This window comes from Pontibacter toksunensis (assembly GCF_042686245.1).
Classification (GTDB): domain Bacteria; phylum Bacteroidota; class Bacteroidia; order Cytophagales; family Hymenobacteraceae; genus Pontibacter; species Pontibacter toksunensis.
Genome location: NZ_JBHUOX010000001.1, coordinates 484,115 through 503,267 on the forward strand (window position 1 = coordinate 484,115; position 19,153 = coordinate 503,267).

The 19,153-nt window shown below is 36.0% G+C and carries 17 protein-coding genes; 1 reads left to right on the top strand and 16 read right to left on the bottom strand.

Annotation, left to right across the window (positions count from 1 at the left end):
• Nucleotide 1 precedes the first annotated feature (1 nt).
• The 13 genes from ACFS7Z_RS02120 to ACFS7Z_RS02180 form a co-directional block, all read right to left on the bottom strand.
• Nucleotides 2–1,102 (bottom strand): glycosyltransferase family 4 protein, encoded by a 1,101-nt coding sequence (locus ACFS7Z_RS02120; protein ID WP_377480152.1) that lies wholly within the window; start codon nucleotides 1,100–1,102, stop codon nucleotides 2–4.
• Entirely contained in the window at nucleotides 1,095–2,255 is a 1,161-nt protein-coding gene (locus ACFS7Z_RS02125; RefSeq protein ID WP_377480155.1) for a glycosyltransferase, read from the bottom strand. Before ACFS7Z_RS02125 ends, ACFS7Z_RS02120 begins: the two co-directional genes overlap by 8 nt.
• A 5-nt stretch (nucleotides 2,256–2,260) precedes the next feature.
• Entirely contained in the window at nucleotides 2,261–3,541 is a 1,281-nt protein-coding gene (locus tag ACFS7Z_RS02130) for a hypothetical protein (RefSeq protein WP_377480158.1), read from the bottom strand.
• Entirely contained in the window at nucleotides 3,498–4,760 is a 1,263-nt protein-coding gene (locus tag ACFS7Z_RS02135; protein ID WP_377480161.1) for a hypothetical protein, read from the bottom strand. Before ACFS7Z_RS02135 ends, ACFS7Z_RS02130 begins: the two co-directional genes overlap by 44 nt.
• Nucleotides 4,761–4,817: 57 nt before the next feature.
• The gene (locus ACFS7Z_RS02140) at nucleotides 4,818–5,762 is read right to left on the bottom strand and encodes a glycosyltransferase family 2 protein (protein ID WP_377480164.1); all 945 of its coding nucleotides are present in this window, start codon (nucleotides 5,760–5,762) and stop codon (nucleotides 4,818–4,820) included.
• An 84-nt stretch (nucleotides 5,763–5,846) separates the two neighbouring features.
• A complete protein-coding gene (locus tag ACFS7Z_RS02145; protein WP_377480167.1) occupies nucleotides 5,847–6,779 on the bottom strand; it encodes a glycosyltransferase family 2 protein in 933 nt (310 codons plus the stop codon).
• 115 nt (nucleotides 6,780–6,894) lie between these two features.
• Entirely contained in the window at nucleotides 6,895–7,767 is an 873-nt protein-coding gene (locus tag ACFS7Z_RS02150) for a glycosyltransferase family 2 protein (protein ID WP_377480170.1), read from the bottom strand.
• A gap of 6 nt (nucleotides 7,768–7,773) precedes the next feature.
• The gene (locus tag ACFS7Z_RS02155; protein WP_377480172.1) at nucleotides 7,774–8,739 is read right to left on the bottom strand and encodes a glycosyltransferase family 2 protein; all 966 of its coding nucleotides are present in this window, start codon (nucleotides 8,737–8,739) and stop codon (nucleotides 7,774–7,776) included.
• Nucleotides 8,739–9,623 (bottom strand): glycosyltransferase, encoded by an 885-nt coding sequence (locus ACFS7Z_RS02160; protein WP_377480175.1) that lies wholly within the window; start codon nucleotides 9,621–9,623, stop codon nucleotides 8,739–8,741. Before ACFS7Z_RS02160 ends, ACFS7Z_RS02155 begins: the two co-directional genes overlap by 1 nt.
• Before the next feature lie 81 nt (nucleotides 9,624–9,704).
• Entirely contained in the window at nucleotides 9,705–10,847 is a 1,143-nt protein-coding gene (locus ACFS7Z_RS02165; protein ID WP_377480178.1) for a glycosyltransferase family 4 protein, read from the bottom strand.
• Nucleotides 10,844–12,013 (bottom strand): glycosyltransferase family 4 protein, encoded by a 1,170-nt coding sequence (locus tag ACFS7Z_RS02170; protein WP_377480181.1) that lies wholly within the window; start codon nucleotides 12,011–12,013, stop codon nucleotides 10,844–10,846. Before ACFS7Z_RS02170 ends, ACFS7Z_RS02165 begins: the two co-directional genes overlap by 4 nt.
• A gap of 43 nt (nucleotides 12,014–12,056) precedes the next feature.
• The gene (locus ACFS7Z_RS02175; protein ID WP_377480184.1) at nucleotides 12,057–12,962 is read right to left on the bottom strand and encodes a glycosyltransferase family 2 protein; all 906 of its coding nucleotides are present in this window, start codon (nucleotides 12,960–12,962) and stop codon (nucleotides 12,057–12,059) included.
• 257 nt (nucleotides 12,963–13,219) lie between these two features.
• A complete protein-coding gene (locus tag ACFS7Z_RS02180) occupies nucleotides 13,220–13,942 on the bottom strand; it encodes an FkbM family methyltransferase (protein WP_377480187.1) in 723 nt (240 codons plus the stop codon).
• 901 nt (nucleotides 13,943–14,843) lie between these two features.
• Here ACFS7Z_RS02180 and ACFS7Z_RS02185 point away from each other — a divergent pair.
• Complete coding sequence (locus tag ACFS7Z_RS02185; RefSeq protein WP_377480190.1) at nucleotides 14,844–15,992, top strand: acyltransferase family protein; 1,149 nt, start codon at nucleotides 14,844–14,846, stop codon at nucleotides 15,990–15,992.
• 185 nt (nucleotides 15,993–16,177) lie between these two features.
• On the opposite strand, the gene ACFS7Z_RS02190 is transcribed toward ACFS7Z_RS02185, so the two are convergent.
• Genes ACFS7Z_RS02190 through ACFS7Z_RS02200 form a run of 3 tightly spaced genes read right to left on the bottom strand, consistent with a single transcriptional unit; the run spans nucleotide 16,178 to nucleotide 19,139 of the window.
• Nucleotides 16,178–17,167 carry a hypothetical protein gene (locus ACFS7Z_RS02190; RefSeq protein WP_377480193.1) on the bottom strand — a complete coding sequence of 330 codons (990 nt, stop codon included), beginning with the start codon at nucleotides 17,165–17,167 and terminating at the stop codon, nucleotides 16,178–16,180.
• 57 nt (nucleotides 17,168–17,224) lie between these two features.
• Nucleotides 17,225–18,406 carry a glycosyltransferase family 4 protein gene (locus ACFS7Z_RS02195; protein WP_377480196.1) on the bottom strand — a complete coding sequence of 394 codons (1,182 nt, stop codon included), beginning with the start codon at nucleotides 18,404–18,406 and terminating at the stop codon, nucleotides 17,225–17,227.
• Nucleotides 18,396–19,139: a glycosyltransferase family 2 protein gene (locus tag ACFS7Z_RS02200; RefSeq protein WP_377480199.1), complete on the bottom strand. Its 744-nt coding sequence runs from the start codon at nucleotides 19,137–19,139 to the stop codon at nucleotides 18,396–18,398. The genes ACFS7Z_RS02195 and ACFS7Z_RS02200 overlap by 11 nt, the downstream gene beginning before the upstream one ends.
• Nucleotides 19,140–19,153 lie beyond the last annotated feature (14 nt).

Consider the following 19,153-nt stretch of genomic DNA (forward strand, 5'->3'; position numbering starts at 1 on the left):
ATCAGGATATAATTTTCAGGAAGGACTCAGCCATAACACTTCTGTTAAACGTTTTGTCTACTCTACTAAATGCGTTTGCACCTAAATACTGCCTTAGCTCCCTATCTTTAAACAATAATTCTAATTTGTCTGCTAAATCAGCCTCTCGTTCATTTGCAAAAATAAATCCAGTTTTTTTATCAACAATAGCTTCAGGTAGGCCTCCTTGGTCACTGACAATAACAGGAATTTTCCATTGTGCAGGCTCCATCGCTGCTAAGGCCAAAGGCTCTTCACTCCTGGTTGGCACAACAACTATATCAAGGTTACTGTATATCCTGTCAATATCTTTTTCATATCCTTTGAAATGAACTCTGTCAGCAATTCCAAGATCAGAGCTTAATTTTTTCAGTTCAGCCTGATAACTGCTATCACCTGAGCCATAGACAGAACATGAAAATTTATAATTTTTAAGTTTTGCTAAGGCTTTGATAAGGATATCATGGCCTTTATGATATCTGATTTGTCCAACAATGCCAACATTAATGATATCATCAGATGTTGAAATCTTCGCAGGTTTATCTTTTACTTCAATAGAATTGAAAACAACTTTTATTTGTGCTTTATCTAAACTTCCTAAAAGAGATAGCTTCTTTTTAATATATTCAGAGCAGGCAACATAGGTTAATTCTTTATTTTTAAAAGCCTTTGTTATAAAGTTATTAAGTCTTGAGTTAGCTATAGGCTCCATTAAGTACAGAATTATTTTATGCTTTTTTACCAGAGGGTATACAGAAAGCATTTCTCTTTCAGAAGTGAAGTATATAGAATCAGGACTGAAGGAGCACAAAATAGAGCGTAATTTAAAGAAAGCACCAGGATAATGTATAAGTGAATCTATTGTCCATAGTGGTTTGTTCAAGTAAAAAAAACCTAATTTCACCTCATTATAAGAAACTCCCTCAGCTTTCAATCTTTTAATAAAGTCACCATCATTCCATCCATTAACAATGCAATGAACATGTACTCCTTTTTCTCGAAGCTCTTTAATTAAATTAAAAGTGACGACTTCTTTTCCAAAAACATAATTTGCCCCGCAAAAGAAAAGAATTTTTTTAGGCATTTTTAATCTTTAGTGATTCAACGGTTGAACATATACTTTCAAAAGACCATTCCTGAATTTTATCTTGAGAAGCTAAACCCATTTTGCTGATACTATCTTTAGATGCCTTTTCATAAAACGCGAGCTTCTCCAAAAGATCATTTTTGTTATCAGATTCGAAAATATATCCATTAACACCAGGGTCAACCAGATCAACAGAACAGCCACACTTATCACTCACCAGAACTGCGCTACCACATGCCATTGCTTCATTTACTGCCAAGCCCCAAGTTTCACTTTTAGAAGGTAGTACAAAAACATCTGCCATTTTATAAATTGACGGCATATTTTGCTGGTTCTGAAAATCAAGGTAATGAATGTTGGAAACATCGGCGCTTTGCTGCTTTAACTCTTTTTCAAAATCACCATTCCCGACCATCACTAAATGCATATTTGTAGATTTTAGTTCTTTAAAAGCACTAATTAACAAGAATGGGTTTTTACGTGGCTCAAACTTTCCTGCAAAAAGAAGAACAGTAGCTGATTCAGGTATCATTAGTTTTTCTCTCCAATTGATTTGACTGGAAGAATTTGAATTACCTTGAAATCTATCATTCTCTACTGCATGTGGAGCAAAAACCAATTGTTCTGGCTTAACTCCAAACCTTAAGTAGTATTCTTCATTCTTTTTTCCAACAAATAAAGCTTTGGTTATATGCCTGTATACCCAAGTAAGAAAAAGCTTTCGGAGCAATCTTTTCAGACCTACCTCTTCATTCATCAAAGTAGAGTCGCCTCTGAAAATTATAGGTATTTTACCACTAAAGTACTTTAGCACCTTTAAATGACTGATATAACTCCACCCAAAGACTAATATTGCGGAGGGTTCATAATCTAGTATCTGCTCCTTGATATCAGGATTGTTTATACCCCAAAAATGGTGGGAACCTGGTTCTTTCGCTTTATTTCTTAAAAAGGAGTATTCATAGCCTTCTAATAAAGGAAGATCCCACTTTATAATCCTTTTAAAGAGGGGGTCGTATACTTCTTCTTTTGATTGTTCCCATGTATAAAAGACCTTGACTTCCACCTTCTTTCTTTCAGTCAGCATCTTAAATATTGGAGCATTATACTGAATAGGATGCGTCGTAATAATGGCAAGTTTCGGTAACATCTTACTTATTTTTTATCTATAGCCATATCCAGATGTTCTGCCAGAACCTTCGTAACATTCAATGCAGAATAAAGCTCGAAGGCAGAGTGATCTACCTGCGCCGGATCAAAATCATTTGCAAACTGCTGGTACTCTTTTATTTTTTGCAGGAATGTTGTTTTAATAGTATTTATATCTGATTCGCCAGCAAAGTTAAGAACAATACCAGCATTAGATTCCACTATCACTTTGCTAGCTGAACTCTTTTCATGTAGCACTGCGAAGACAGGTTTTTCCGAAAGAATTCCCTGATATACTTTAGATGGTGTGTAATGAGGCTCTGTGCTACCAAGCACAAAAACTCCATCTGCCACATTTAAATGTGTCAGAACATCAAGATATGGAATACGTTTTGGATATTCGTATATGACCTTTTCCCAAAGGTTATATTCAATAGCATAATCCTTGATATTATAACCCTCCGGATCATTAGGTGTTTTACCTGTGCCTATAAAATGAAATTCTGTATTATTGAAGTAGGCTTCATTCTCCTGTATTACCTGCAGAATGCAATCCAATGGTTTATAAGCTTTAGGCAACATAGCTCCTGCATATACAAAAATATGCTTTCCTCTTTTTTTGTCGAAGAGATAAGGTCTAAGATTAAGTTTCTTTAATGCTATATGATCTTCTTTCTCTCCGCCATATGGCATATAAGCTTGTACAGACCTTTTTTTTAGATGTAGGTTTCTCTCAAGTACTGGTAGATAATAACCTTCTGCAACACCTGTTATCAGCTTAGCATGTTTCACGGCAATAGGCTCTAAATATGCAGCAAATTTTGTGCTCCACCAATGCCTCGAAAATCTCTTCTCACTTCCAGGAAAAAAATGCACCCATGGATCAATATAATCTATCCCATATGGTACACCAGTCACAGCATGTATTGCTCTACCTAATAATGCTGCATAAAAAGAAGGAATAGGTATATAAATAAAATCAGGCTGCTCCTTTTTAACAAGGCTTAAAAGCTTTGCAAAAAGATTTAAGCCGCCCCTTAAGCCAATGTCACCGAGTAAGCGAACTGGTTTTACGGGTAAAGCGGAAACCTTTTCTACTTTGAGACTTTCTGATACTAATTTATTTAAATTCCAATCAGGTGCCTCTTCATAAAATTTATGGTGAACTGTAAGTATGATGGGTTCCCAACCAAAGAAAGGCAAATGCTTAGCAAATAGCCTGGATCTATGAACAGCTGCTAAATTAGATGGAGGAAAATGTGGTGATACTATAATTATTTTTTTCATTTTCTTTCGGGTTTATGGCTGAAAGCCACAACTGCCTTAGCTTTAATGCTTCTTTTTCGAAAGCTACACTTTTAGCTGCATGAAACCTTCTTTCTTTTGAAGCTCTAATATCCGAAATATTTTGCACTACTGATCTTAAACATTTGCTCAATCCATCAACAGATTGCCTGCAAAGCGAACCCAGATCAGGAAACTGGCGCATAAAATATTCTTGTGCTTTTGTGTCTGTTGCTATAATAAATAGTCCTGATTGCTTGTAAGCATAGATCTTATTTGATTCTGCTAAATCTCTGTTTAAATCAGCAATTGACACTTCAAGCGCTAGTCCTACATCGTACCCAGATAATGCTTTATGAAGTTCTGTTTGCTCTAAAGGTTGAAGTACTTTAATATAATTCCTGCCTTCCAAGTACTGTTTTGCAAAATTTATATCTACATTACCTATAAGAGTAAGTTCTACACTACTTTTAAATTCGTCTAGTGCATCAATAAATATTTCTAGGCCACGACCAAAAGAAATATTTTGAGAAAACCATACACACTTTACAGGCCCCTCTTGTTGAAGAGCTGACAACTTAAACTCACTGCTGTAAAAGGAATTCCTGATGGTAGAAATTTGAATTCCGCAGAGTCTTCTTACTTCTTCACTAATCAAAGGGGAGGCAGCTGTTGTTACAGCAGCTTTTCTAAGAAGTAATTTCATCAAACTTTCCCTTCTGTTTTTTTCATTCACAACATCCTTTTCTATTCTTTCGCCAGGATGAAAATCCTCCACATCAAATGCAAAAGGAATTTTATACTTCTCTGAATAATAGCAGGCTGGATAAAGGGCACCAAGGTTATGGCTGACAATCAGACGTGCACCTTTTAAAAGCCTATACTTTTTTATAAAATACAAAAGAAGAAGCGATCTTTTGTTGCTGGCAATAGCTGCAATTAATTTTGAATTCTTAAAATAAGGATATAAAACAGAAGCACCTTTCTCAGTTACAGAAGTTACAAACCATGGTACTAAAGGCTTTCTAACTGCAGAGATTGAGATAACATTAACATGCTTTTTAAACAGCATCGAAACTTTACTGTCGAAATGATCACTCCAGTTGCCTAGGTGAAAACACACGACTTCTACCTCATCAAAATTATCCTGTGCTACAATCACTTCTTTAACTAACCGTGGGTTAGTAGCAAGACTGGATGTAGTAATGAAACTTACTTTCATAAATAGTATACTGTACTAATACCTTGTTTTGTAAAAGTCCAAAATAACACTGTAAACTTATTTCAGACGAAGCAGTACTTTCTTTACTTCCAGAGCGTTCTTCCAGCCCATTATTCTACCCATAGTCGTTAGAACTTTACCTCCCTGAAGCTTCACAGTTGCACCTCCCATTTCCTTCACCTTCATCTCTGCTTTGTTAGCTAATGTTGGGAAGGCAATGTAATGCTCAAGTACAAAAGACTGATACATATTAGCTACTGCCAGGCGGGTTCGAGCAGATTTTTCTAATGAAAAGATATAACTCTCTATTAGCTCCACTGCCTTATAGCCAGAGAGAGCTGCAGCTGCATTTTTTGTAGCTGATATCGAACTGGTAATGCCAGATCTATAATAAACTTTTGCCTCATCGCTATACAACACTTTAGAGGCTTGAAGCATAACCCGGGAGAAGAACTCACCATCCTGGTTCCGCTTCAGATCCTCATTCCATCCTCCCCCCTTCTCTATCAGATCCCGATGGGTTAACCAGCAACCAGTTATGGACATATGATTGATGATTAGCCAATCAACTGGTTTCAGATCTGTTCTTATGCTTACATCCGGTCCCCAGTGATATACTTCTTCACCATCTTTAAATCTTCCCCATCTACAATGGATTAAAATATTATGGTAATTGTCATACTTTAACAGTTCATTCAGTTGCTTCTCAATCTTATCAGGTGCCAAAACATCATCAGCATCTAAAAACTGGATAAACTCTCCTTTTGATAGTTTATAACCATAATTTCTAGCTGCACAGGCTCCTTTGTTCTTTTGAGCATAGACTTTCACACCATACTCCTCAAATTTCTCTGCAATTTGTAAAGTATTATCAGTAGAACCATCATCAACAACAATAACTTCTAAGTATTTATATGATTGCTTTAAAACTGAGTCTATTGACTCTGAGATATACTTAGAAGAATTATAGGCAGGAATTATCACTGAAACCAACACTTTCATGGCACAATAAAAGAATATACTAATATTATAAACCTGTTCATGATTGATAAGATAGTAATCTTATCTTAAGATCATCATCAGCAACTATTTTATATATGTAATAACTTTGGGGTACTTTAAAATCAGTTCTATTGTATTACTTAAATAAACTGCACCACGTATTAGTCTATTTTGTTCAATTCGATACCTGCTCTTATAAGAAAATAAATACTGTTGCAATAGCTTGACTTTAGCATCTCTTTTTACATCACTATTGTGATAAGCCCAATCAAATAAAGATTTATGGAATTTAGCCTTGGCCTCGGCATTGGCTTTCGTGTGCCTGTTGTCTATATGAACTCCTCTAATGGCTACAGCAGATTTGATATTCCCGGCTTGCAAATTACCATAATAAGCCAGCCTTATCCATAAATGAGAATCTTCATGAAGTTTAAGTGTAGTATCGAAGTACCCTGTTTTATCAAGTAATTTTTTATTTATGGTGATACCATTTGTATGAAAGTAACCGTGATTTATGTTCAGCAGGGTTTCAAATAATTCCCATTGAGTTAAATCATCTCTTGTTACTGTAGTTAAGAAATCCTTATCTGCATCTTTAAAAATTTTGTTGAATTCTTCTCTACCTTCATCATCATAGTAATGTAAGCCAACTGCATTGTAAACACCATCTACATCAGGTTGAGATTGAAATATGAGTTCATCTTGTTCAAACCTGTTCTTTAGGTAATAATCATCCGCATCTAAAAAAGCCACATAAGGAAATTTCGATTTTTTTAAACCCAGATTACGTGAGGCACTGGCCCCCCTATTTTCACCATTTGGATGTCGATAGAGTTTTACTTTATTATATTCTTCGACTAATTGCTGACATATTAGCAAAGCATTATCAGGGGAGGCGTCCTCAATGAGTATAACTTCAGCTACCTGAGGGAGCAGGATTGCCGATTCCACTGATTTTCTTAGAAACTTCTCAGCGTTATAAACAGGGATGATGACAGAAACATTTATAAAACTCATTACTTAAGGCAAATGAAGCATAATAACTTGATCGGATTTAGGGCAGAGCTTTCTGAAAAATTAACTTAAAAAAAAGCCTCGTTTACAGCCTTCTACTCTTAGCTATACCACTTATCTAAGATATTAGACTGCTTTTACCCCTGTCGCTTAAAAGTTTAGTTAACTTTATAGGAGAACCTTTAAAAAATTGCCATCGGCTCTTTAAGGGCATCTTCATTGGGTTCTTTAATAACTTAGCGAACATATTTCTATGGATCTTATTTAGTAGAATTTCTTTTTCTTTCTCAGTTAACAACGAACTTGCTATAGCTTGTTCAGCTATGGTTAAAGCATCTAAAAGAAAGACACTACGTTGATTTGACTCTTGTTCATCATGATGCCTGTACCAAACCAGAGCTGTAGGCATAACAACAACGGGGAACTGTAAAGATAGTCTATGCCATAATTCATAGTCACCAACCATTCGCTTACCTGTGAAACCGTTTACTGCATCGAACGCTTCTTTTTTTATCAAAGATGATAACGGAGCACCATTAAATATTGTCATACCTTTAAAGTAATGGTACCGATAAGCATCGGCAGGTCCGAGTTCGAATGGAAAAATTGCATCTTTATCTTGTTGTATGGAGCACAGCCCATATCCCGCATCCGGAAAATTTTCCATCATGTTAACCATCACCTCAAGTCCATGAGGATAGATCATATCATCTGCATCTACAAATTTGAGATATTTTCCCTGGGCATAGGAAGCTGCTTTATTCCTATTAGGGTAATCTCCTAAATTTAGAAGGTTCTTGAACACCTTTACTCTTTTATCTAAATCTGCAAAAGACAGTGCAATGTGAATAGTTTTATCTTTAGAACCATCATCAACAATAATCAATTCTAAATTATGATAGGTAGAATTCAAAACACTCTCAATTGCTTGTGCTATATACTTTTCTCTATTAAAAGATGTCATCAACACACTAACAAGAGGCTGCTCCATAGATATTTATTTTACAGGTTTTAAAGCCTGAGGAGGTGTTTTACAAAGGATTGAATGTTGCCTTTCTAGTTCGTGATCGCCTTTACCCAAAGAAGTATAGAAAATAGCATTTGCTCTGTTTATTTCTCTTCCCATTCTGTAGTTCAAAAACAGCCATTTCCATTTATCCCTGTATGTAACTCTTTTATTTGATACTAAAAGTTTCAGATGCCTTAAAATCTTAATCAGGTTACTTTCAACTGCTTTAGGTTTTATTCCAAATATTTTGTAGCTATGATAACTTTGCGTAAAGCTTCTTTTAAAGGCAAATTCCGGCTCTTCTAGATGGTAATGATTTACTCTTGCATTGGTATTATAAACAATACTATATCCAGCTTTTAGTATTTCATAAGCCCATAACATATCTTCGGCAAAACTGACATGTTTAAAAGGAAACTTTAGTAAAAGTTCTCTTCTATACATCGTCGTAACATTATCCAATCCACAAACATGCCTCTTTTCTTCTGCAGGTAATTCATCAAATTCGCTGAAGTCTCTGAACAATACTTTCTTTATGCTTGGAGGAGAAACAGGTCTAAACCACTTCACCGGGTTCTTATCCAAATCATGCGGAACAATTTGCTGTCCGCAGACAGCCGCAACGGTGTTGTCTGTAAAACCATCTAATAAATTCTCTAGCCATAAATTATCTATAGGCTCCGCATCTTGTACTGTCATCACAACAAACTCTCCTATAGCATTTTGCACCCCCAGATTTCGGGTAGTACCATGGTTGAATTCAGATGAAGGTATTTGTACTAATTTGATGGGGAAATTAGTAAGAATAGCTAAAGTGTTGTCAGTAGAACCAGAATCAACAACTATGATCTCAATCTTATGAGCTAATGACTGACTCAAAATGGCAGGAATAACTTTATCAAGCCAGCTATCTCCATTTTTAACAGGAATGACTACTGAAATTAATGGTGCCATTACTTACTATTGATAAAACCTAATTTAATTATACTTAAAAATAAGCGCCAATGATCTTTACCTGGAACTTTATAGGAGAAGACCTGGCTCCACATTTTTAGTAACACTGGGAAAGAAGATTTATTTTTAATCAGTTGCTTTAGATAATTGGAAGATGCCTGATATTCTATCTCATTCAATGTTTTTTTATCCAGCGGGCTAAGGCTTACAGGCAAAATATGGGCCCATTTTCTATGAAATATATCAGAAGCCTTCAACCAGCTTTTATCTATTTTACCTGCTGAATTATGTTCCAGCAATATTTCAAAGTTAACATAATTTTTAAACCCCCGCTTCCACACACTCAAGCTAAAATCCAAATCATAGAAATGAAATCCTGCGTACGATGTCTCATCAAATTTTGTCTGCTCCCACACACTTTGCCTGCAACATAGCAGCACCCCATCAAGTACCAAAACCTCTGAATATTGAGGATTAGAGGATGGGTTTACATCATGAACCATATGCCCCCCTCTCTTCTGCTTAATGTTATACTTTAGTAATTCTGCTGAATGGTACTCATTTGCAATCCACCAGGGCGAGGGATTTTTTGTTTTTACCTTGGCTCCTGCCACTCCGACTACCCCTACTATAGCATCTGCTACTGTTTGAGCAAGAATGTTCCCCCACCCATTGGTTCTGAAGAACACATCATCATGCACAAAACAAAGAACATCAAAAACAGCTTGAGAAGCGCCCTTATTATATGCAGAAAAGATTGAATGTTTATTCGTACTGTTATCAACAGTTATAATTTCATAGGCACAACCAATGGTAGCATCAATATTTTGAATGAATTCCAAATCCAGCTTTGGTTTCCTGCAGCATATAATCACTGATAGCATGAGTACAAAATAAATTGATACTATATAATGACGTTGTAAAATTACTTGTCTTAAACAAAATAAAGACTATTCTATGACTTATTACCTGATTGAGGCCAGAAAACTTCGAACTGCCTCTCCTTGTTCTTCTAAACGATAATTGTCCTTTACTCTTTTTAAAGCCACTTTACCCATTCCAGTTCTCACCACTTCATTGTCTTTTAAAAGACCTATAGCTTCTGCCATCTTATTCGTATCCAAGTACGGAATTACAAAACCTGCATCATCCTGTATGAAACTGGCCAAACCCTCCGCTTTATCAAAGCATATAACCGGCATACCATATAACGCGCATTCTATAGCAACTATACCAAATGCTTCCTCTCTTGACATCAAACAAAAAACATCAAACATAGCATAGTATCGGATTGGATTATCTTTGTGGCCAGTAAAGAGGACGTTATGGTTTAAACCAGCCAACTCCAACTCGTGCTGGAGGTCAATCTTTATTCTATCACTAATACTTCCTACCCATACAAAGTAAACTTTCCTTTCAGCATCTGATTGTTTCAAGTCTTTCGCCAGTCGTATAAATAAGTCCCACCCTTTACGCCACTCTACAGTACCGGCAGATCCAACGACGAAGGCATTAGTTGGAATTCCTAATGTTTCTCTTAAGGAAGAGGAAGCCGTTTCTGCAGGAACGGTATGGATAGGGAAGCAACTAATCTCGAATATTTTTTTCTTAACTACCCCCTCGAAGTAGCGCGTGACGGATGGGGAAGCGCTTATATAATAAGAGGAATACTGCTTAACAAAATCTAAATTAGCAACACCAAAAAACTGCATGACCCTTTCCAGTTCATGTACATGAGTCACTACTTTTATATTCAAACCTGCTAACTCATGAAGTAGTGCACCATTTGTTGCCGTATTAGAATATATCAGGTCCAGTTTCAGCCTGCTCAGCTTATTTATGATTATGCTACTTCTCAGCCTTTTTGCTATTGCCAACTGAACTACTCTATTTCGTATCCTTGAAACTATATTCCGCGATTGTGAAACACTACTTTGGTAAATGAATGTACTTCCTAAGTTTGCAAACTCTTCACTTAACGGACCATCTCTTTTTATCAAAAAATAAAGTTCCAAATCAGTGTTCTGTTTCAGGTATTTGCACAGATGCAATAAAAACAATGGGGCACCAGTTCTGGTTGCTTCATGTGATATAAATAGGACCTTCACGTAATTGATATTTTAGAATCCAATATGTTACCCAACTGAAGACACATATTTTCATGTATAAAGCTTTGGGATACTTTAAATTGAAAACTTTTACCCTTTTCTTTTACAGTGTCTAAATTATTGCAATAAGCAAGAATAGCGTCAGAAGCACTTTCTAAATTGTTATATTCTATAACACTTCCACAATACTCATCTATAATTTCGGTGATGCCACCAGCATTCTCAAAGCATATCACCGGTAAAGAAAACTGGCTTGCTTCTAAAGTAACCAGTGGAAAAGTATCGACACGTGAACTCAGGAAAAAGACATCGGCAATATTAAAATATTCTTCCGGATGCATTACTGATGATACAAAATGAATATTTTCGGTTAAGCCCATCAATTGTACATCTTTCTTCTGATCATTTAAATATTCATTATTGTCAGTCCCTCCCACCCAGATAAAATGAACAGAAGCATTCTTATTGATGACTTTCTGGGCTGTTAAAATAAATAGATCCACCCCTTTTATCCAATGAGGGTTCCCCATGCCTAGTACAACAAAAGCATCTGAAGGGACATCGAGCTCCTTTCTTCTCTGGTCTTTGGCTATAAGAGAAGAAGCTTGGCCTGGAAGTTTGATGGCAGGATAAACCTGGTGCAGTTTAGCACTATCCATATTAAATATCTCTATTAACCCTGCACCGGAGGTTTTCGACACAATAATGATGGCATTTGCTCCGGAAAGATGTTCTTGTAAGGCAGCAGAATAAAACAGCCTCATGATGTAAGGCTGTTCATGTGCATGTACAATGAGTGGTACCTCTATCTCTTTCCTGATAGCGTTTGAGAGCTTTTCGTTATGGATAGTATTAGCATAAATAAGAGATATATTGCGTTGCTCTAAAAAGCTGATATCAGCTTCTGAAAGCTGGTTTTGAGGGAGATCAGCAGGGGCCAACTTCTTTGAGAACCGGTTGTACAAAGACAATTTTTTAAAGTTGAACAGCCTAGTATAACCAATCTTATTAAATTCGTTTCGCATGATGCCATCCGTCATGCTCCCAAAGATCAGGTCCAAGCTCTTGTTGATATGGAGCCATTCAGCAAAACCAAGTAACAGTTTATTGGCCCCACCTAAATTAAAATCATTTAGTAAAAACAGTACAGAAGGTTTTGAATGCATTAGAAGGCGAGGACAATTAAGGAACTACCTAAGGTAGCCAATTTTACACTACAACAAATTTAATGAAAAACCTGATAGTAAAGTGCACACCACATAAAGCTGCCATCATATAAAGTGCTGAACCTGGAACGGCACTTTTATTCCTGGTAGCATAAGAAGCCATTGTACGTACTACTTCTTTTCGGGAGTTGAGGCTATGTAAACGAAGCAGCCTTACATACATAGCCCTTAAGCGCTCTGCAAGCATGGGCTGCATTGCATCAGGGAGATTATCTAAAGACTGTAGCGCATTTATAACCTGGAGCGTTGCGTACGGATCATTGGATGTTGTTTGGGTATCAGATCTTCTATAATAGGCCAGATTGTCCTGCATTCCATAAAAAACGCAACCGGACAACATCATTTTTAACCAGAGGTGATAATCCTCGGCGTTTTGTATAGCTGTACATTCACTGAATCCTCCTACTATATAAAGTGAGCTTTTCTTGGCAAGAACAGTCAGAATGGGAACAGGGTTAAATTTAAAGAAATTCTCGCTTCTGTTTTTCTTTGATAGAAAGCCTGTAACGACAGGAACAGATTCAAGATGAGAATGGATGCTTCTCTGGAAAAAATAAAAATTAGAGAAAATGACATCTGCATTTGTATCGTTTATGCAGCTAACCTGTTTCTCCAGCTTTTCCGGGTGCCACAGGTCATCAGCATCTAAAAAGGCTACATAAGTACCGCTGCTATTTCGGATGCCATTGTTACGTGCTTTGCCTTGCCTGCCATTAGGCTGATAGACATACTTAACCCTCTTATCGATTTCTGTGTAAGCAAGCGAAATTTCCTTTGTGTTATCTACTGAGCCATCATCAACTATTATCAGCTCCCAGTCCTGATATGTCTGTTGTAAAACGCTTCTGATAGATTCATCTATCATCTGGCCTGCATTATATGCAGGCATGATAACTGAAATGAGTGGCACTTTATTTTTATACAGATAATTTATATTTCATCTAAGAATAATCTGATATTATTTTCTTAATATCTGAAATTCTACTTAATACTAGATACGGAATCACACTAGGCACACAAACACTTTATGTTCAATAAGTTAAGAAAATATAATAAGTAATAAGTAACGAACTAGTTACACATAAAATAGATAAACGAGAAGAAGCCTGCGCTATTATATGACGTTTAAATTCTCGATCTAGTATCTTAAATTTTTTTTGCTGATAAGATACGTTCCTGAGCTAAGGCAATATCTCGTATATAGATGGTATTCTCACTATTATAATTAACATGGCGGACACCAAACTTTTCTACAGGAATCATTTTCCTTTCAAGTGGGGAATAGATAAAGGCATTGAAGTTGTAATCCAGAAACATATTATGAATTTCTTCTTCATTATATCCATACCTATTCCCGACCCCATTTAATTCAATGATAATAGCCTTCAAATATGGATTTGAAAGTGCCTTTTCCATAACTTTTAAAACCTCTACTTCAAAACCCTCCACATCAATCTTAATCAGAGCAGGCTTTTTGATTTCTATAATATCATCAAACCTTTCAACTTGTACATCTATGCCATCAGTGCCCTGACAAGTTGTTACATGATTGATAGTATCTAACCATGTAGTAAACTTCAAAATTCCTCTTTTACTACCTAATCCTATGTTATACACTTTGGTTTTACTCTCAATATTATTTAAAGCTATATTTATTTTTAATGTTTTGAAAGTTTGAGGAATGGGTTCAATAGAAACCGTTTCAGCTCCTACTTCACTTGCCCCTAACACTGTATAGCTTCCTATGTTAGCCCCAATATCTACAAATAAATCATCCTCTCTTAGAAAATGGAGCACAAAAGCCATGTCTTCAAATTCCTGTAAACCACAGTATAGATTACCAGTTGCGCCTTTCAATCCTTTCCACATAATGAGCTTGCTTTTCTCAGCATATGGATAAACAACAGGATTTGAACTTAATCTTGAGTTTACCTGCCATTTTACAAATCGGATTATTGCCTTTGCTTTACTTTTTCATCAATAGGATGATATATTATATAATTGATAGTGCTTTTAAGAGACATAGTATTTTTTTCTTAAAGATAATAGTTTTCAATAAAGTAATTAAAATACTTTGTTAGAAGCATTAGTACAAGAAAATCCTAAGGTACTATTTCTATATTATCAAGCTTTTAACCCAACAAAGCTTAAGTTACAATTATTAACAGCAACTCTTTTATTCTAAAGCTAAAGCGCTTAATCTCCTCAATCTTCTGCATCAGCTTCAGGTAGCGCTTAGTAGGCTTGCCTGCATAGGTTCTTTTAGAGTGCTTGCTGTGTAGCTGCTTATAAAGCTTAACACTTCCAAAGGCGTTGTTATATAGCTGCAGCAGCTTTCTTGTTTTGGGATAATAAGTTTGAGATTTAAACATACAGCCACTGAAGGTCTCGCGGTGTAGGAGCCTTTTTACTATTGTATGCATGTTCCTGCACCGCTTGCGGTTTAGACTTTGCCCCTATCCTCGTTTTTTATACCCTAATCGCGAATAGTAATTTTTTAAACAAATTTGGCCGACATTCATTAGATATCAAGCTATTTTCTACCTGTATACTGCTTTGCCCTGCCCACTAACTTACAAGCACCTGCTCGTTCAAGAGTTTCAATAAATCCGCCTTGCCGACAATGCTACCACAGGTACATTCAGGAAAATTTAATTTCTATTTGGTATTATCAAACAAATGTAAAGAAACTTTAGATCTCTTCAACTTGCAGCTTTGATTTAAAGAGAATATGATACAATTTGCGCCATTAATATTCAATACAGCTATAATGGAATACTACAAGCAGCTCGATGGTTTAAGATGTCTTGCGGTTGGCGGTGTGCTTTTGCAACATTGGGTTAATCCTAAAATCATTAATCCAGTTGGTCCTGGCTTCTTTGGTGTTACTCTTTTCTTTGTTATTAGCGGTTTTTTAATCACAGAGATTCTGTTGAAGCAAAAGGATAAAGGGCTTGACCGGGGTATTCTGATAAAAAACTTCTTTATCAGACGTTCACTTAGGATACTTCCTATTTACTTTTTGTTAATTTTTTTCTTAATAGCAATAGACTATGAACTTAGTAGAGATGTATCCTCATATCTATTAACTTATACGTTTAATTTTTGGAATGCCTTCACAGGTGAATATGGCAGTCGGGCCGTATCTCACCTTTGGTCACTGTGTGTAGAAGAGCAGTTTTATCTAATTTGGCCCTTCTTCATTATTCTAGTTCTTAACAAAAGGCTTATTTCAGCTTTCATCATTATTACAGCAAGTGCTCTTTTCTTTAGATTCTATAATGCGTTTAATGAGGTTGAACACTTCCAAATGATGAACTACAGACTCACCTTGTCTTGCCTCGACAGCTTTGCTATTGGTGCTTTATTTGCTTACTTGAAGGTGTATCATATTAATAGTCTTAAAAGCTACTTCAATAGTGGCAGAATATACCCTTTGATAATTGTTCTATCAATTTTGTATATATTCTTACGCAATTTCAATGGTAGCCTTACGCTACAGGAGACTACACTTAGGTTTGTCGCCTCTGCTTTATCTTTCTGTATATTAGGAATATCAGTTTTGAAAGGCTACAAAGGATTAAGCGGGAAGTTACTGGAGAATCCGAACATAAAATTCATAGGCCAAATATCTTATGGTATATACTTGTATCACCTTCCAATGGAATTATTCCTGTCTCCTTATCTAAATGATTTAATATCAAGCACGATATCTCCAGAACATCAAATTCTGAAGTACTTATACTTCAATAGATTTTTGTTAACGTTGCCAATTTTTACAGTTGCTACCATACTTGTGTCAATTGTGTCATTTGTTTATTTGGAGAAACCTATAATGGAATTGAAGAAGCATTTTGAATACAAAAAACCCGAAACAAGTGAGGAATTGCCTATAACAAGAAAAGGCAAGATTGCTTAGTTACTTCTAGGCTAAGCGTCATGCGATTATTTGTTAGATTCTTAGTCATAGGCTCTAACTTCTGAAATTCTGTAATATCCTCTTAAAACCTTAAAGTTCGTTATCCAACTTTAATACAACAACAACTCCTTTTCTCTGACGTCCACCCATTTTAGGATCGGTTGAAAGTAGAGGATTCGGTGAGGTCAGTCATCAGTGAGCATATTTTTTAACTTGAGCTTAAACTTTTTCTTAAATGAGTATGGCGGTTCATTTGCTTTGATAGCTGCTTTATGCCCATCGTACATTAATTTATAATATGAGACTACTTGGCTAAACTGCTCATGCTTATTCTGGATTAATGCCTTGTGATAATCAACATAAAGCTTTTGAAGATCTTGTCTCTCTTCAAGGGTAAATCTATTCTGGGAATCCGAAATAGAATAAGGGTTATTGGATTTATAATGACTAAAGTGATAGAACCTTAAATCAAAGACAGAGTTTACCAAATAGCCACCCTCTGATTCTGATAATTCCCGCTCATATAAATTCCAGTTTGCCATGTTATACCCCAAATGCTTCAGAACATAACAGTGCTCAAAAAAAATTGGCGCATAATTTATCCAAAGCTGATCGGTAAACATACCATCATGTGGTCTGATGAAGCAGTATTTCATTAGTCGCTCATGCCACCATGCCAGGAAAGATCGTGTTTCCTCTGAGTTTTTTAATGCAATGAATCCTAAATTATAAATACCGAATGGTATGAAATCCACATCCGATGGCTGCTTGCCATCGTCAACAGGTGAGCAAAAATGAGGTGTCAGGACTATATTGTGTGTCTGTAAAGCATTTTCTACTTCTTGAAATTTACTGTAAATCCTTAAATCAGGATCTAAATAGGCAATGGTTTCAAAGCCATACATTTGAAGCAAATAAGAGAAAGCTGCAGGCTTAACTGCTGTGCTTAACTCAATAATGTTATACTTAAGGGCTAGCTCTTCAACATGATGCAATACTTCATGTATGGGTATGAGAGTATATTTGTTGAACAATTCATAGTCAAGTGAAGGGTCAAATTTGTCTACCAAAAAAATAAAGAAGCTTGCTTCCGGATGATGCTCAACAAAACTGTCAGCAACCACCTTTGCTCTGGCCAAATAGTTATTAGAGCAAATTGTAAAGGCTGATTTCATTCAAATAGTTTATAACGGTATACTTCCTGGCTTTTGTATTGAAACTTGAGCCAAATTTTATTTCTGAAATTTCTTTAAATGCTTAGCAAAGGTTTTTAAAGCGCTTTCTTTAGAATGAAGCTTCAAATATTTTTCCCAGGCATTTTTACCATAACGTTCTCTCTCAGATCCACTGTCTAGCAATTTCGACAGCTCTCCTACCATTGCCACTACATCCAGGTAAGGAACAACTAAACCAACTCCATCAGCCAAAAACTCTGAAGCTCCACCGGCACTATCAAAGCATATAACAGGCTTCTTCAGCATAGCGGCCTCAAGAACAACAAGCGGATAAGGATCTTCTCTTGATATCATCAGGAAAACATCCATGCATGCTAAATAAAGAAGCGGGTTATCTACTGAGCCAACCAATAATACATAATCAGATAACCCTGCATGAGTAATATCATACATCAGCCTGTCATAACTGCTATCTTCTATTGCAGCTCCCACCCATAAGAATTTCACATTAGCTTCCGGATGATTTATTCTAAACTGCAAGGCAGCCTGGATAAACAAATCAATTCCTTTTCTCCAATCTGATGTTCCTATGGCACCAATCAACTTGCAGTCAACGCCGCCTAATTGCTGCTTCATGTCAGAAATCAAATCAGTGTTTACATCTATTGCAGGAATGTAGTACGGCTGCAAATATAGCTTATTTTTGCTCAGATGATGGTTTGAAATTAAATTGCGTTGAACAGCATGTGAGGGGACCAGGAAAAAATCACTGTGCTGTAAATTGTATTTCAGCGCATCTGGTTGGGTAAACATTTTGATTGAATTCTCCAGCTCATGTACAAATGTGACTATATTACAATGCACTGAACCCAACGCACGGAGAATATGACCATTTGTTATGGTATTGGATAAAACTAAATCATACTCCTTGTCAACAAAAGCGCTAATCCTGTCTTCTAGACGGGGCCTTTTTGTTACGTTGCCTGTTATTCTTTTTATTTTATTTCCTAAACGTGTCCTGAAAGATAAAGGAGTACTTACATTTGATGGTTGATGAATAACCAATGTACGACCTAAACTTTCAAACTCACCGAGCAGGGGGCCTCCGCCGCCTAAAATAAAATCAAAAGTAGTATTTGGTCTATCCTCTTTGATTCCTCTCAAAAAGCGTAACAATAGAATTGGAGCTCCTGTTCGTGTAGCATCATGCGAAATAACCAGAATAGTTTTACCGGGCATATTTAAGATTGACTCTTTTTACTATGTTCTTCAGAATAAAAATGAAAACATTCTTGTTATAGAAATAGGCTTTCAAGAAGTTGTTTCTCACCGTATGCAGATGTTTTTTCGCATTTTCAGCATTAGCAGATTTGTTTTCCCCATCAAAATAAAAAACACCCCCAATGAATTCTTGCTTCTTAACCTTTCCATATAGATAAGCACGAAGTAAAAACCAATAATCCATAGTAAAATGGTTGTCTTCGGGAAATTCTCCAACTTTATATTGTAAGCTTCTTTTATAACTATAGGAAACAGGATTTAAAGGAAATTTTGGAGGCCAAAAATGGAGTATTTTTTCTAAAGAGGTACTAGGTTTATCTACTGTTCTGACTCCTAACTTATCTATAATCAGATCCACAACTAAAAGATCAGTTTCAGGATTGTCAGTATAATAATTTATAAGAAAATTGAAATAATTTGGAAGTAACTCATCATCAGCATTAAGGTATACAATTATATCACCAGTACTTTTCTTGAAGCCTTTATTCATTGCATCCGACTGCCCTTTATCAGGTTCAGATATCCATACAAGATGAGGGTACAATTGCAGAATTTCAATCGTATTGTCTGTACTTCCACCGTCTATAACAATATGTTCAACATTATTATAATTCTGAGAAAGCACTGATTTTATTGCACGCTCTATATATTTCTCGGAATTGAAACATATTGTTATTATACTAATTTTCATTTAACATATATAGT